14 protein-coding genes and 1 pseudogene are annotated in these 13,152 nt (G+C 60.6%); 9 read left to right on the top strand and 6 right to left on the bottom strand.

Annotated features, from left to right (window positions below):
- Positions 1 to 6 precede the first annotated feature (6 nt).
- The 3 genes and pseudogenes from A9G06_RS18535 to cutA form a co-directional block, all read right to left on the bottom strand.
- Positions 7 to 499, bottom strand: a pseudogene (locus tag A9G06_RS18535) (GNAT family N-acetyltransferase).
- Complete coding sequence (locus A9G06_RS18540; protein WP_069556184.1) at positions 489 to 2,288, bottom strand: protein-disulfide reductase DsbD; 1,800 nt, start codon at positions 2,286 to 2,288, stop codon at positions 489 to 491. The pseudogene A9G06_RS18535 and the gene A9G06_RS18540 overlap by 11 nt, the downstream one beginning before the upstream one ends.
- Positions 2,285 to 2,602 carry a divalent-cation tolerance protein CutA gene (gene cutA / locus A9G06_RS18545; RefSeq protein ID WP_069556185.1) on the bottom strand — a complete coding sequence of 106 codons (318 nt, stop codon included), beginning with the start codon at positions 2,600 to 2,602 and terminating at the stop codon, positions 2,285 to 2,287. Before cutA ends, A9G06_RS18540 begins: the two co-directional genes overlap by 4 nt.
- Positions 2,603 to 2,846: 244 nt before the next feature.
- On the opposite strand from cutA, the gene A9G06_RS18550 reads away from it, so the two are divergent.
- Positions 2,847 to 3,203, top strand: coding sequence for a hypothetical protein (locus A9G06_RS18550; protein ID WP_069556186.1), 357 nt, complete (start codon positions 2,847 to 2,849; stop codon positions 3,201 to 3,203).
- A 162-nt stretch (positions 3,204 to 3,365) separates the two neighbouring features.
- Here the strand turns inward: A9G06_RS18550 and A9G06_RS18555 are convergent, their stop codons facing one another.
- Entirely contained in the window at positions 3,366 to 3,812 is a 447-nt protein-coding gene (locus tag A9G06_RS18555) for a PACE efflux transporter (RefSeq protein WP_005335423.1), read from the bottom strand.
- Positions 3,813 to 3,937: 125 nt separating this feature from the next.
- On the opposite strand from A9G06_RS18555, the gene A9G06_RS18560 reads away from it, so the two are divergent.
- Complete coding sequence (locus tag A9G06_RS18560; RefSeq protein ID WP_058053237.1) at positions 3,938 to 4,819, top strand: LysR family transcriptional regulator; 882 nt, start codon at positions 3,938 to 3,940, stop codon at positions 4,817 to 4,819.
- Between the two features lie 6 nt (positions 4,820 to 4,825).
- On the opposite strand, the gene ygfZ is transcribed toward A9G06_RS18560, so the two are convergent.
- Positions 4,826 to 5,734 carry a tRNA-modifying protein YgfZ gene (ygfZ, locus tag A9G06_RS18565; RefSeq protein WP_069556187.1) on the bottom strand — a complete coding sequence of 303 codons (909 nt, stop codon included), beginning with the start codon at positions 5,732 to 5,734 and terminating at the stop codon, positions 4,826 to 4,828.
- Between the two features lie 111 nt (positions 5,735 to 5,845).
- On the opposite strand from ygfZ, the gene A9G06_RS18570 reads away from it, so the two are divergent.
- Positions 5,846 to 6,115 carry a succinate dehydrogenase assembly factor 2 gene (locus tag A9G06_RS18570; RefSeq protein ID WP_005335417.1) on the top strand — a complete coding sequence of 90 codons (270 nt, stop codon included), beginning with the start codon at positions 5,846 to 5,848 and terminating at the stop codon, positions 6,113 to 6,115.
- Between the two features lie 19 nt (positions 6,116 to 6,134).
- Entirely contained in the window at positions 6,135 to 6,527 is a 393-nt protein-coding gene (locus tag A9G06_RS18575) for a protein YgfX (protein WP_069556202.1), read from the top strand.
- Between the two features lie 154 nt (positions 6,528 to 6,681).
- Here the strand turns inward: A9G06_RS18575 and nadB are convergent, their stop codons facing one another.
- Complete coding sequence (gene nadB, locus A9G06_RS18580) at positions 6,682 to 8,289, bottom strand: L-aspartate oxidase (protein WP_005354382.1); 1,608 nt, start codon at positions 8,287 to 8,289, stop codon at positions 6,682 to 6,684.
- Positions 8,290 to 8,471: 182 nt separating this feature from the next.
- Here nadB and rpoE point away from each other — a divergent pair, with 182 nt between their 5' ends.
- The 5 genes from rpoE to lepA all read left to right on the top strand — a co-directional run bounded on the left by rpoE (position 8,472) and on the right by lepA (position 13,152).
- Positions 8,472 to 9,053 (top strand): RNA polymerase sigma factor RpoE, encoded by a 582-nt coding sequence (rpoE, locus tag A9G06_RS18585; protein ID WP_005335411.1) that lies wholly within the window; start codon positions 8,472 to 8,474, stop codon positions 9,051 to 9,053.
- A gap of 22 nt (positions 9,054 to 9,075) precedes the next feature.
- On the top strand, positions 9,076 to 9,678 hold the full coding sequence (locus tag A9G06_RS18590; protein WP_005335409.1) for an RseA family anti-sigma factor: 603 nt from the start codon (positions 9,076 to 9,078) through the stop codon (positions 9,676 to 9,678).
- A gap of 21 nt (positions 9,679 to 9,699) precedes the next feature.
- Positions 9,700 to 10,680: a MucB/RseB C-terminal domain-containing protein gene (locus A9G06_RS18595; RefSeq protein ID WP_005335407.1), complete on the top strand. Its 981-nt coding sequence runs from the start codon at positions 9,700 to 9,702 to the stop codon at positions 10,678 to 10,680.
- Positions 10,681 to 10,780: 100 nt separating this feature from the next.
- Positions 10,781 to 11,242, top strand: coding sequence for a SoxR reducing system RseC family protein (locus A9G06_RS18600; RefSeq protein WP_069556188.1), 462 nt, complete (start codon positions 10,781 to 10,783; stop codon positions 11,240 to 11,242).
- A 116-nt stretch (positions 11,243 to 11,358) separates the two neighbouring features.
- Positions 11,359 to 13,152: a translation elongation factor 4 gene (lepA, locus tag A9G06_RS18605; RefSeq protein WP_005335396.1), complete on the top strand. Its 1,794-nt coding sequence runs from the start codon at positions 11,359 to 11,361 to the stop codon at positions 13,150 to 13,152.

Here is a 13,152-nt window from a genome sequence, read left to right on the forward strand (position 1 = left end):
CTCGGCTCACGGTTCCAGTGAACGTTCCAGCACGATGGCCTCGGCCCGATAACCAGCCAGCTCGCGGCGATAGCACTCGGTGAAGCCTCTGCGCAGCCAGAAAGGATAGAGCACTCTCATTGCTGGCAATCACTGACAGGCGAAGCCGGGTAGCCCCCCATGAGCTTGCCAGCGTGCAGGCGTGAAGATAGAGCGACTGACCACGGCCACTCCCTTGCCAGGGTTCCCCCACCAGTAACAGACCCAGATAGGCGGTGTCTGGATTGGGGTAGCCGCGCAGCAGATCAATGACAGCGGTGAGTTCTCCCTGCTCCCAGCGGCCGATGAGATGTTTGTCGGAGAGAGGCAGGCCGGATGGGCAGGCGACCAGTTCCTCTTCTCCTGCCAGTGCAGAGAGAGGGTCATTGCTCACCGCCGCCTGATAGGAGGGGGCCTGCTCGAACAGCCGCTGCAAGGCAGGTGCATCGCTTGTCTGCAGCCGACGCAACTCAGTGTGCATCACTTACCATCTCGAGATGTTTGGCAAAGGGGATAGGCCCCATAAAACCGGTGACCCGCTGCCCTGTCAGCTCCTTGCCCTCGCGGTCGAAGAAGATCAGGGTCGGCAGCCCCAGCACATTGAGGCCGTTGAGCAGCTCGATATCGGCATCGTCGTTGGCGGTAACATCCGCCTGCAGCAGCACCATCTGGCCGAAGTGCTCCCGCACCGCGGGATCGCTGAAGGTCTTGTGTTCGAACTCCTTGCAGGCGACGCACCAGTCGGCGTAGAGGTCGAGCAGCACCGGCTTGCCGCGGGCGGCAGCCAGCTGCACCTTGAGGTCAGCCAGGGTCTTGATGCGGACAAACTGTGGGGCACTCTGGTTGGTGCCTGTCGTGGCAGCGCCGGTAGCGGGCGGTTGCAGCAGATCCTTGCCCACCACTACGGCGCTGATCATCGCCAGCAGCAGCACGAAGCCGCGCAGGCTCTTGGCCACCGAGTGGGGCTGGTGCTGGTTGTGATGATAGAGATAGCCACACAGCAGCAGCCCCCAGCCGAGCCAGGCAAGGGTAGCAATCTGATCGCTCCAGAGCCGTGACAGCAGCAGGATCGGCACTGCCAGCAGGGCAAAACCAAACAGCTGCTTGATCACATCCATCCAGGCGCCCGCCTTGGGCAGCAGCTTGCCACCCGAGGTGCCGAGCAGCAGCAGCGGCAGGCCCATCCCCAGTGAGAGCGCATAGAGCGCCGCCCCGCCGAGCCAGAGATCGCCGCTCTGGGCCACGTAGATCAGTGCCCCCGAGAGCGGCGCCGTGGTGCAGGGTGAGCAGACCAGCCCGGAGATCATTCCCATGATAGCGACCCCGGCCACAGAGCCGCCCTGCTGGCGGTTAGAGAGACCGGAGAGCCGAGTTTGCAAACTGCTCGGCAGTTGCAGGGTATAGAGTCCGAACATGGAGAGGGCCAGCAGCACGAACATCAGCGAGAGGCCGATCAGCACATAGGGGTGTTGCAGTGCGGCCTGGAACTTCAGCCCTGCCGAGGCGACCACCAGTCCGAGCAGGGTGTAGGTGACCGCCATCCCCTGCACATAGACCAGAGAGAGCAGGAAGGCGCGACCGGTGGAGAGGCGATGGCCGGCACCGGCGATGATGCCGGTCAGAATGGGGTACATGGGGAAGACGCAGGGGGTGAAGGCGAGCCCCAGCCCCAGCGCGAAGAAGGCGACGATGCTGAGCCAGAACCCCTGATTACCGAGGGCTGCGGCCAGCTGATCCTGCTGGCTAACCGGTGCGACGCTTTGTGCCGTTTCAGCAGTAGATGCTGTGGTTGCCGTGACCAGCGGGGCCACATCGATCAGCTTGTCGGTCGGTGGATAGCAGAGGCCATCGGTACAGCCCTGATAGCGCAGCCGCAGGGTGGCATTTTCCCGCACCTCCTTTAGCGGCACCGCGATGCTCACCTGCTGGTAGTAGACTCGGGTCTTGCCGAAGAAGTCATCCTCGTGCTCGGTGCCTTCTGGCAGGGTCGGCTCGCTGAAGGTGAGGTTGTTCCCCTTGAAGCGCAGGCTGTGGCGATAGAGGTAGTAGTTGTCGGCGATGTGGAGGGTCAGCAGCAGCTGATCGCCACGCTGTTCGCTCTCGATCTGAAAGGCCTCATCGACCTGCAAAAATTTGGGTTTGGCATTGGCCTCAATGCCCAGCGAGCTGAGGAGATCGGTGCCGCTGGCGTGGGCTGGGGCGCTGCCCACCGCTGTCATCAGCAGGGCACAGAGCAGCAGCAGGGGAGAGAGCAAGCGGTTGAATGTCATGAGGTCTCCCCATTGAGCCAGTCGAGATAGGCGGGTAGTCCGGCACTCACCGGCAGGGCCAGCAGCTCGGGAACCTCATAAGGGTGATTGGCTTGAATACATGCCTGTAGCTCGGCAAAGCGCGATTGGCGGGATTTGATGATGAGCTGGATCTCGGTGGCGCGCTCCACCTTGCCTTGCCAACGATAGACGGAGGTGACGCCCGGCAGTTGATTGATGCAGGCGGCCAGCCGCTGGTTCAGCAGCTGTTCGCAGAGAAGGTCGGCACTGGTTTGATCTGGGCAGGTGCAGAGCACCACAATGGCGTCGGTCATAAAGCGGATCTTCACCTCGTTGGGGTAAACCGGGCAGGCGCTCTTGCCGTCTCATCCCTGTCTGCGGATGAAGGTGAAAAAAGCGCCCGAAAATCAGCGGCTACTATACCCCAGAGGCGCTTCAAATAGCATCTGTAGCCATTTGTGAGCCAGCGCCAAAAATTTGTGGGGGGCATGAGATAGACGCTGTCATGGGGACAGGGCAGAATGAGCGAGCTTGTTCCCAATTGACGTAAGGAAATGTATGACCCAACAGAATGAGCAGCAGAGAAACCGCATGTTGAGCCTGCTGCGCGAAGGTGAGCGCCGCATGTTGGTTCAATTGGCCGGGCTGCTGCGCACGACCGCCGATGAAATCAATGCCGAGCTGGAGAAAGAGGAGCTGATGGCCACCCTGGAGCAGCCCATCACGGTGGAGTATCTCAACGGTGTGGTGCAGCACCATCTGTTCGAGCGCAAACACAAGGGAGATATGGCGGTTGCCCAGCAGATCCTGAGCGATTATCAGAGCGAGCTGGAAGCGCTGCAGGTAGCTCAGGCCCAGCCTGAAGAGGCTGCCGCTGCCGACGAGAGCGGCGAAGAGCTCAAGGCCCAGGCCTGAGCGACGGGCAGGCCTGAATCCTTACCTCTGAATCAGCCGGCCTGCCAGCGCTGATCCCTGTTGCGGCCCCATCATGTCTGCCATGGTGGGGCCGTGTCGTTTCTTTTGTTGCCTTCCCTTGTTGACCTTCACTTCTCGGTTTCAATCCAACTGATTCGTGCCTTAGCGCGCCTCTTGGGGCATGCCGTGCGGCACTTCGCGGGGGATGGGGAACACCTTGTCATAGCCCCAGTTGTAGACGAAGGCATAGATCAGGTAGAAGACGACGAAGCCCAGATCCAGCACCAGCGCCTCCAGCATGCTGACGCTCAGCCACCAGGACATGACCGGCAGCGCGACGATCAGCAGACCGCCCTCAAAGCCGAAGGTATGCAGCACCCGTTGCCACAGGGTCTTGTGGGTATGGCCCTGATATTTCAGCAGCAGCTTGTCGACCCCGATGTTGTAGATGTAGTTCCAGACGGTGGCCAGCACCGAGAAGAACAGTGCCAGCGGGCCCATATGGTTGAGCCCGACCCCGGTAACCCAGCTGGCCAGCGGGGCGGCAATCAGCAGGCCAATGAATTCAAAGCCAATGGCATGGCGCAGGCGATCGTTACGGGTACGCATAAGTCACTCTCTCAATCAGATTTATTCACGGATTGCTGGTTAATCTATAGATCTTTAGCGATAGATTCATGTTGGTATCCATCGCTAAAATAGATGGATGAGAGAGCTTGCCGGAGGGCCATAAGATGACGCCATCACTGGAACAACTGAGGATCTTGCTGGCGGCCGCCGAAACCGGCTCGTTTTCCGCTGCCGCCCGCAAGCTGGGCAAGGCGCAGTCGGTGGTGAGCAGCGCCATCGCCAATCTGGAGATCGATCTGGCGCTCACCCTGTTTGACCGCAGCGGTCGCTATCCGCAGCTGACGGAGGCGGGGGCCCGCATGGTGCAGGAGGCGGGGATCCTGCTGGCGCAGAGTGAACGGTTGCAATCCATTGCCGGGGAGCTGGCGGCCGGGGTGGAGACGCGCCTCACCCTGGCCATCGATGATGACTCCCACCTTCCCTGGCTCGGCACCCTGCTGGAGGAGTTCGCCACCCGCTATCCGACCGTGGAGCTGGAGCTGCTCTTCCCGCTGATGGAGGATGTGACCGAGATGCTGGTGACTGGCCGGGCCCAGCTCGGTATCAGCTATCAGAAGGTGCATCCCCAGCGGGAGATCGTCGCCCGTTCGCTGGGGGAGGTGACCATGCCGCTGGTGGTATCACCGGATCATCCGCTGGCTCGCAAGCAGCCGCTGCGGGAGGTCGATCTGCAGGGGGCACGCCAGCTGATGGTGACTGGCAGACGGGAAGGGAGCGAGCGTCAGCGCTTTCGTATCTCGGCTCAGGTGTGGTGGGTCGAGGGGGATCTCGGGGTGCTGGAGCTGGTCAAGCGGGGCCTTGGCTGGTCCGCCATCCCGGAATTTCTGCTGCATCAGCCGTTGGCTCGCGGCGAAGTGGTGGTGCTGGAGCCGGACTTTATCGCCAGCCACGCGCTGGCGCTGGAGTTGCAGTGGCATCGCGCCCGCCCGCTGGGGCAGGCGGGGCGCTGGCTGAAGGAGGCACTGCTGGCGCGGGTGCCTCGCTAGCCGACCTTACTCGGTCAGGGCGTAAGGCAGGGGTTGCAGGGTTAGGCGGGAGCCTTCGTCCTGCTTGAGACGGAATTGGGCGTCAGCCTCGGTATCTTTCGGCAGTACGGCGGTGAGCCACACCTGCCCGGCCTGTTGCCAGGCGTTGAGCACCATGCCGCTGCGGCGCCAGTTGTCACCCAGTTGCAGCTCAAGGGTATCGCCGCTGGCGACCGGCTCGCCAGCGGTGCCCGCCAGCAGGAACAGGGCGCGGTTGTTGGCGCCGCGATACTTGGCGCGGGCCACCGTCTCTTGCCCCATGTAGCAGCCCTTGTTGAAGCTGATGCCGTCCAGTGCCTGCAGGTTGAGCATCTGCGGGATGAACTCGCCCTGATGCACCGCCTCCATGTGCGGCAGGCCGGCCTTGATCTCGAGCCCCCACCAGAGTGATTCGTCACCTTGCGGGAGGGCGTCGGCTTGCTGAGTGCTCACCAGCAGCCAGCGATCCTGTTCGATCTTCACCACCATGCCGCCGTCGATCAGACCGCTCTGCTCAAGGCCAAACTGCGCGGCGATCCACGCATCTGTGCCCTTGCCAGCCAGACCTGTGGCGTGGCGTTCGTCGGCGGCGATCTCGACCTTGGAGAAGACGGCAAATTTCTTCAGCTCCGGCAGCTGGCGCTCCAGCACCGACGGGCTGGTCAGCAGCAGCAGGCTGTCGTCGAGGCAGAGCAGGCGGAAATTGCTCCACAGCTTGCCTTTGGGATCACAGTGGCCGCCCGGGGTCTGTTGCCCCGGTTGCAGGGCGTTGACATCACAGGTGACCTGACCTTGCAGATATTTGACGCGATCCTGGCCGCTGATACGGGTGATGGCCAGCTTGGTCAGGGAGAAGCGGGTCGGCTCGGCAGGAAAAACAGGTGGTTGCAGGCTCACGATGGTATTCCAGAGAGAAAGTATGTGAGCTGCATGGTAAAGACGTAACTAATGTTTGTCAGCCGGAAAATCCAGCTGGTACCATCCCCCGGTCTTTGTAAGGAGAGTGCCATGTTGAGCCCAGTTGAAAAATCCCGCCTGAAGTGGGCCTGCCGTCGCGGTATGCTCGAGCTGGATGTGATCTTTATGCCCTTTTTCGAACACGAGTTCGACTCCCTGAGCGAAGCCGATCAGCAGACCTTTATCCGCCTGCTGGCGAGCGACGATCCGGATCTGTTCAAATGGTGCATGGGTCATGGTGTCCCTGCCGATCCCGCATTTGCCGCCATGATCCCGATGATCCTGGAGCGCAATCAGGCGCGCCACGACCGCCAGGGGTAATACCGTGGAGCGGGTGATCATGACGGTTCACCCCTCCCGCCATCAGCAATGTTTGCTGGTGGCCCTCTTTTTGTTGCTGCTCTGGCCGGTGGCTGGCCTGATTGCCGGTTGGCAGTGGGCACTGTTGCTGCCCGTCTGGCTCGTGGCGCTCTGGCTGAGCTGGCGTGCGCTCGCCGCGCCCCCGTTCGAGCTTGTCTGGGATGGTCAGTGGTTGCAGTGGCAAGGTCGCCGCTATCAGCTCGACAAGAAAAGCCGCATTCTGCCCGGTGTGCTCAGGCTGGCGCTTTGTCCCGAACCGCAAGAGAGTGGAGCTGTGTCGCCACGGCAATTGTGGCTCTTCTCCGACGCCCTTCCCCCCGAACATTACCGCCTGCTGGCGCGAGCCATCCACTTTCTGCCGTCCCGGCGTTGACACCTGCTTCCCGTGATAACCATGCGCTGAGTTATCGCGATAAGCTGTTGCCATGTGGCTGGCGACACTCTTTTTGTGGCTGAAAAGCGGTTGAAAACAAGTGACCCCGCCGGGGCGGGGTCACTGATAGCTGCAATGCTTGGCGGGAAGAGGGTTAATCCCGCTCCGGGGTCAGCACGGTCGGTTTGGAGTCCGGCAACATATCCGGATAATCCAGGTTGTAGTGCAGGCCGCGCGACTCCTTGCGCTGCAGGGCGCAGTTGACGATAAGTTCGGCCACCTGCAGCAGGTTGCGCAGCTCCAGCAGGTTGTTGGAGACGCGGAAGTTGGCGTAGTACTCCTGCACCTCCTGCTTGAGCAGGTCGATGCGGCGCTTGGCGCGGGCCAGGCGTTTGTTGGTGCGCACTATCCCCACGTAGTCCCACATCATCAACCGCAGTTCGTGCCAGTTGTGCTGGATCACTACCAGTTCGTCGGAATCTTCCACCTTGCTCTCGTCCCACACCGGCAGGCGCGGCGGCTCCACACTCATCGGCAGCTTGGCCAGAATGTCGGCCCCCGCCTGATGGGCATAGACCACGCATTCCAGCAGGGAGTTGGAGGCCATGCGGTTGGCGCCGTGCAGACCGGTGTAGGTCACTTCACCTATGGCGTAGAGGCCGGGAATATCGGTCTGGCCGTTGTTGTCGATCATCACTCCACCACAGGTGTAGTGGGCGGCCGGCACGATGGGCATCGGCTCCTTGGTGATGTCGATGCCGACCGCGAGGCAGCGCTCATAAATGGTTGGGAAGTGCTTGATGATGAAGTCGGCCGGTTTGTGGCTGATATCCAGATACATGCAATCCGCCCCGAGCCGCTTCATCTCGTGGTCGATGGCGCGGGCGACGATATCGCGTGGCGCCAGCTCGGCCCGCTCGTCAAACTCCGGCATAAAGCGGCTGCCGTCCGGGCGGCGCAGATAGGCCCCCTCGCCACGCAGCGCTTCGGTCAGCAGGAAGTTGGGGTCGTCCGGGTGGAACAGGCTGGTGGGGTGGAACTGGTTGAACTCCAGGTTCGCCACCCGGCAGCCGGCCCGCCATGCCATCGCGATGCCATCGCCAGAGCTCACATCCGGGTTGGAGGTGTACTGGTAGACCTTGGAGGCGCCACCGGTGGCCAGCGCCACGAAACGGGCACGGATCACCTCGACCTGCTCGGCGTTGCGGTTCCAGACGTAGGCCCCCAGCACCTTGTTGCCTGGCAGGTTGAGCTTGCGGGTGGTGATGAGGTCGACCGCGTTGAAGCGCTCCATCAACTGGATATTGGGGTGGGCACGAACCTGATCGATCAGGGTGAGCTGCACCGCCTTGCCGGTGGCATCCGCCGCGTGGAAGATGCGGCGATGGCTGTGGCCCCCTTCCCGGGTGAGGTGGTACTGGGATTCACCGTCGGCGTTCTCCTCCTGATCGAAGGGGACCCCTTGCTGAATGAGCCACTGGATGGACTCGCGGGCGTGGCGGGCGGTGAACTCCACCACGGCCGGGTCACACAACCCGGCGCCCGCGTTGAGCGTGTCGCTCACGTGGGATTCGATGCTGTCGGTTTCGTCGAAAACGGCAGCGATGCCTCCTTGCGCATAGAAAGTGGCCCCTTCACTGATGGGCCCCTTGCTCAGAACCAGGACTTTGGCGTGGTCTGCCAATCGCAACGCGAGGGACAAACCAGCGGCACCGCTGCCAATGATCAGTACATCGCAAAGGTATTCAACACTTGCTTTCATAAGTATCATTGGCCTGGATTAAGAACTGGCACCATGGTAGCCCAAGCGAGGGCGAGGATGCAGCCTGCATCACATTTTTTTCAATTGAAGCGAACTTTCTCTGATTCTCCCTGTCTGAACTTGTGCGCTTAGGAAGGGCCGGAAAAGAAGAACGATAACCTGATGGGGGTTTTACGGCTCTGATGAGCGACCAGAATCTACTGGACGAACAGCTGGTTGAACGGGTCCAGCGCGGCGATAAAGCAGCTTTCAACCTGTTGGTAAAAAAATACCAGCATAAGGTGGTCAACCTGGTTGCCAGGTATGTCAACAATCCCGGTGATGTGCCCGATGTGGCGCAAGAGGCCTTTATAAAAGCCTACCGTGCATTGCCGACATTCCGTGGCGAAAGTGCTTTTTACACCTGGTTGTACCGAATTGCCGTGAACACGGCGAAGAATTATCTCACCTCCCAGGGGCGCAGGCCCCCGAGCAGTGATGTGGAGGCTGACGAAGCGGAGTCTTATGGCGGCGGTGAAGCCTTGCAAGAGGTCTCAACCCCCGAAAACCTGGCGCTGACTGACGAGATCAAACGCACCGTGTTTTCAGCCATAGAGGCATTGCCGGAAGACCTGAGGACAGCTATCACCCTTCGCGAACTGGAAGGGCTGAGCTACGAAGAGATTGCCGAAATCATGGATTGCCCAGTGGGTACGGTCAGATCCCGTATCTTCCGGGCGAGGGAAGCAATCGATAAAAAGCTGCAACCTCTGATCGAGAATTAACTGGGGAAAGACGGGTTAACTTATGGCAAATAAAGAGCAAATCTCTGCCCTGATGGATGGTGACCTGAGTGACGCAGAGGTACTAAACGAGCTGGAGATGGACTCCGACTTGCAAGATACCTGGGGTCGTTACCACCTGATCGGCGATGCCATGCGGGGTGACCTGCCGGTCAATCTGCAACTGGATCTCAGTGACAGCATCATGGCTGCGCTGGAGGATGAGCCCACCATACTGGCACCCAAGCCGGTCGAGACGGCTCCCGTGCTGCAACCTGCCGTTGCGCCGGTCAAGACAGATTCCAATGTGGTTCCGCTGTTCCGCCGGGTCGGTCAGCAGCTAGGTCAATATGCCATTGCGGCATCTGTGGCCGCTGCCGTTATCTTCGGGGTGCAGCAGTATCAGGGACAGGATGGCGTTCCGGCCAATCCGGTGCTCAATACCATTCCAATCGGTGGCAGTGCGGCGCCGGTGAGTGTTCACTATCCGCAACAGGATGGCGCCCGTGCCCGTCAGCAAGGGCTGACCGAACAGCAGATGCAGGAGCAGCGGGAGCGGATTAATGCCTTCCTGCGTGACCACCAGTTGCAGCAGCGCCTGTTGCAAGACAGACAGATCCAACAATAACGAATTGTCAGGGATACAAACGTGCGCCAGTCCAGCCGTATTTTGCTGGCCTCTCTCCTGCTGATTAGTGCCAAGGCCTCGGCCGACGATAAGTCGGCCGAGGCCTTGTTGCAGCAGATGCAGAGTGCCGTGCAGCAACAAAATTTCGAGTTGTCCATGGTCAAGGCCCGTCAGGGGCGTCTTGAACCGATCCGGATCAGCCATGCCGTGATCAACGGCAAGGAAGTGGCCCACCTCAGTTACCTCGACGGCAAGGCGATCGAGTATCTCCAGCGCCAGAATGAATACACCTTTTTTGAAAACAGCCACGATCCCTACACCCTGAAGGATGCCCGCTTCCCCGGCATCTGGTCGACGTTGGTGAAGATGCCGCTGGCGCAGGTGCTGGAGAGCTATGATCCAGTGCTGGCCGGTCGCAGCCGGGTTGCCGGTGTGGTGGCACAGGTGGTGAGGCTGGTGCCTAAAGAGGCCGATAAATATGGTTTCGTGCTCTGGATTGACGAGCAGAGCCACTTGCTGCTGCGGATCGACATGGTCGAGCGGGAAGGCAATCTGGTGGAGCAGGTGCTCGGTGTCGAGCTGGATCTGCAGAGCAAACCGGCCCCCTGGCTGGTGAAGCTGGCCAACAGCAAGCAGCCACCGGCGCTGGCGCTGGAGGATGCCTACCCGGCGCCGCAACAGCAGTTGAACTGGCAGATCACCTGGCTGCCCGATGGCTTCAAGGTGCTGTCGCAAGATCGGCACCAGCTGGTGACCACCAGTATGCCGGTGGATTACATGATGCTCTCCGATGGGCTGGTGGATCTCTCGGTCTACGTCTCCCGGGTCGATCCTAAGCAGGCGGTGCGCCAGCAGCTGATCCGCCAGGGGGCGACCTCGCTGGTGAGCTATGTCAACGAGGTGGGGGTTGAGATCACCGTGGTCGGGGAAGTGCCTGCCGAAACTGCCAAGCGCATCGCCGAGTCGGTCCAGCCGCTGGCCCGCAACGAGGCCGTGCAGTGAGTCCATGCTCTGGGCTGACTGTGGTGCCCAGCTTGCCGCAGACTGCAAGTCGTGTTCAGATCCTGCCATTGCATGAGCACGAGGTGTTGCCGTGAACGAGATGAGTGAAGAGCTGGCGACCGTGGTGGCCATTGAAGGAGACCATGCCTGGGTGGAGTGCGAACGGCGTTCTGCCTGTAGTGGCTGCCAGCAGCAATCCGACTGCGGTACCGGCACTGTGGCCAAGGCGTTTCCCCTGAAAGCTCCCCGCTTGCGGGTCAGGCTGACCGCCGAGGTGCGGGTTGGCCAGCAAGTAAGGCTCGGTATCCCGCAAGAGAGTTTGCTGCGCGGGGCGGCGTTGGTCTATGTGCTGCCGCTTTTCTGTCTGTTGGCCGGCGCCTTGCTGGGGCAGCTCTGGCTGGCACCGCTGCTCTCGGGAGGGGAGGGAATTACCATTCTCTGCTGCCTGCTGGGGGGCGTGCTGGGCTTTTTACTGGTTCGTTACTTTTCCAACCGCCTGGATCAGGGGCGCTACGGCCCGCAGATGCTCGGCGTGGTCGTCCCTGTCCGCATCCTCCCCTGACTGAACAGGCGCAATTTCACTGGCGCTGGCGACTAAAGAATGGCCGTCAGCCGGGTTATCCAGTAAAATCGCGCCTCCATAACTGACCTTAACTAATTTTGAGTGACTCTTGCTCGATGAAACACATTCGTAACTTTTCGATTATTGCGCACATCGACCACGGTAAATCGACCCTGTCGGACCGTCTGATCCAGACTTGCGGTGGCTTGTCCGACCGCGAGATGCAGGCTCAGGTGCTTGACTCCATGGATCTGGAGCGCGAGCGCGGCATTACCATCAAAGCACAGAGTGTGACCCTGAACTACCAGGCACAAGACGGTAACACCTACCAGCTGAACTTTATCGACACCCCGGGCCACGTGGATTTCTCCTACGAGGTCTCCCGCTCTTTGGCGGCCTGTGAAGGGGCGCTGCTGGTGGTGGATGCCGGCCAGGGGGTTGAGGCACAGACTCTGGCCAACTGCTACACCGCCATGGAAATGGATCTGGAAGTGGTGCCGGTGCTGAACAAGATTGACCTGCCGGCCGCAGAGCCGGAGCGGGTTGCCGAGGAGATCGAAGACATCGTCGGTATCGACGCGGTCGATGCGGTGCGCTGCTCCGCCAAGACCGGCCTGGGTGTTGATCTTGTGCTGGAAGAGATCGTTGCCAAGATCCCGGCACCGGAAGGTGACCCGGATGCCCCGCTGCAGGCGCTGATCATCGACTCCTGGTTCGACTCCTATCTGGGCGTTGTCTCTCTGGTGCGGATCAAGAACGGTTCCCTGAAGAAGAACGACAAGATCAAGGTGATGAGCACCGGTCAGGTGTGGGGTGTCGATCGTATCGGTATCTTCACACCCAAGCAGGTGGATACCCAGGGTCTGGGTTGCGGCGAGGTAGGTTGGGTTGTCTGCGGTATCAAGGACATCCACGGCGCGCCGGTGGGCGATACCCTGACTCAGGCCAAGAACGGTGCCGACAAGGCGCTGGCTGGCTTCAAGAAGGTGAAGCCGCAGGTTTATGCGGGTCTGTTCCCCATCTCCAGCGATGACTACGAGTCGTTCCGTGACGCCCTCGACAAGCTCTCCCTGAACGATGCCTCCCTGTTCTTCGAGCCGGAAAGCTCCACTGCGCTGGGCTTCGGCTTCCGTTGCGGCTTCCTCGGCATGCTGCACATGGAGATCATTCAGGAGCGTCTGGAGCGTGAATACGATCTGGATCTGATCACCACGGCGCCGACCGTAGTGTACGAGATCGAGCTGACCGACGGTTCTACCATCCACATCGACAGCCCGGCCCAGATGCCCGCCATCACCAGCATCAAGGAGATGCGCGAGCCGATCGCCGAGTGTCATATCCTGCTGCCGCAGGAGTACATGGGCAACGTGATCACCCTCTGTATCGAGAAGCGTGGCGTACAGACCAACATGGTCTACCACGGCAAGCAGGTGGCGCTGACCTATGAAATCCCGATGGCAGAAGTGGTGCTCGACTTCTTCGACCGTCTGAAATCCACCAGTCGCGGTTACGCCTCGCTGGACTATGGCTTCAAGCGTTTCGAAACCTCCGACATGGTCCGTCTGGATATCATGATCAACGGTGAGCGGGTCGATGCCCTGGCCATCATCACCCACAAGGACAACGCCCAGTATCGCGGTCGTCAGGTGGTGGAGAAGATGCGCGAGCTGATCCCGCGCCAGATGTTCGATATCGCCATTCAGGCGGCCATCGGCAACCAGATCATCGCACGCAGCACCGTCAAGGCACTGCGTAAAGACGTAACCGCCAAGTGCTACGGTGGTGACGTGAGTCGTAAGAAGAAACTGCTGAACAAGCAGAAAGAAGGTAAGAAGCGGATGAAGTCCCTCGGCCGTGTCGACGTGCCGCAGGAAGCCTTCCTCGCGATTCTCCACGTCGGAAAGGATTAA

Origin of the sequence: Aeromonas sp. DNP9 (assembly GCF_001728955.1) — a bacterium.
GTDB classification, from domain to species: domain Bacteria; phylum Pseudomonadota; class Gammaproteobacteria; order Enterobacterales; family Aeromonadaceae; genus Aeromonas; species Aeromonas veronii.

Excerpts from the sequence above, each read along its gene's own strand:
- A9G06_RS18540 (WP_069556184.1), bottom strand. The coding sequence starts at position 2,288 with ATGACATTCAACCGCTTGCTCTCTCCCCTGCTGCTGCTCTGTGCCCTG.
- cutA (WP_069556185.1), bottom strand. The coding sequence starts at position 2,602 with ATGACCGACGCCATTGTGGTGCTCTGCACCTGCCCAGATCAAACCAGT.
- A9G06_RS18550 (WP_069556186.1), top strand. The coding sequence starts at position 2,847 with ATGACCCAACAGAATGAGCAGCAGAGAAACCGCATGTTGAGCCTGCTG.
- A9G06_RS18555 (WP_005335423.1), bottom strand. The coding sequence starts at position 3,812 with ATGCGTACCCGTAACGATCGCCTGCGCCATGCCATTGGCTTTGAATTC.
- A9G06_RS18560 (WP_058053237.1), top strand. The coding sequence starts at position 3,938 with ATGACGCCATCACTGGAACAACTGAGGATCTTGCTGGCGGCCGCCGAA.
- A9G06_RS18570 (WP_005335417.1), top strand. The coding sequence starts at position 5,846 with ATGTTGAGCCCAGTTGAAAAATCCCGCCTGAAGTGGGCCTGCCGTCGC.
- A9G06_RS18575 (WP_069556202.1), top strand. The coding sequence starts at position 6,135 with ATGACGGTTCACCCCTCCCGCCATCAGCAATGTTTGCTGGTGGCCCTC.
- nadB (WP_005354382.1), bottom strand. The coding sequence starts at position 8,289 with ATGAAAGCAAGTGTTGAATACCTTTGCGATGTACTGATCATTGGCAGC.
- rpoE (WP_005335411.1), top strand. The coding sequence starts at position 8,472 with ATGAGCGACCAGAATCTACTGGACGAACAGCTGGTTGAACGGGTCCAG.
- A9G06_RS18590 (WP_005335409.1), top strand. The coding sequence starts at position 9,076 with ATGGCAAATAAAGAGCAAATCTCTGCCCTGATGGATGGTGACCTGAGT.
- A9G06_RS18600 (WP_069556188.1), top strand. The coding sequence starts at position 10,781 with ATGAGTGAAGAGCTGGCGACCGTGGTGGCCATTGAAGGAGACCATGCC.
- lepA (WP_005335396.1), top strand. The coding sequence starts at position 11,359 with ATGAAACACATTCGTAACTTTTCGATTATTGCGCACATCGACCACGGT.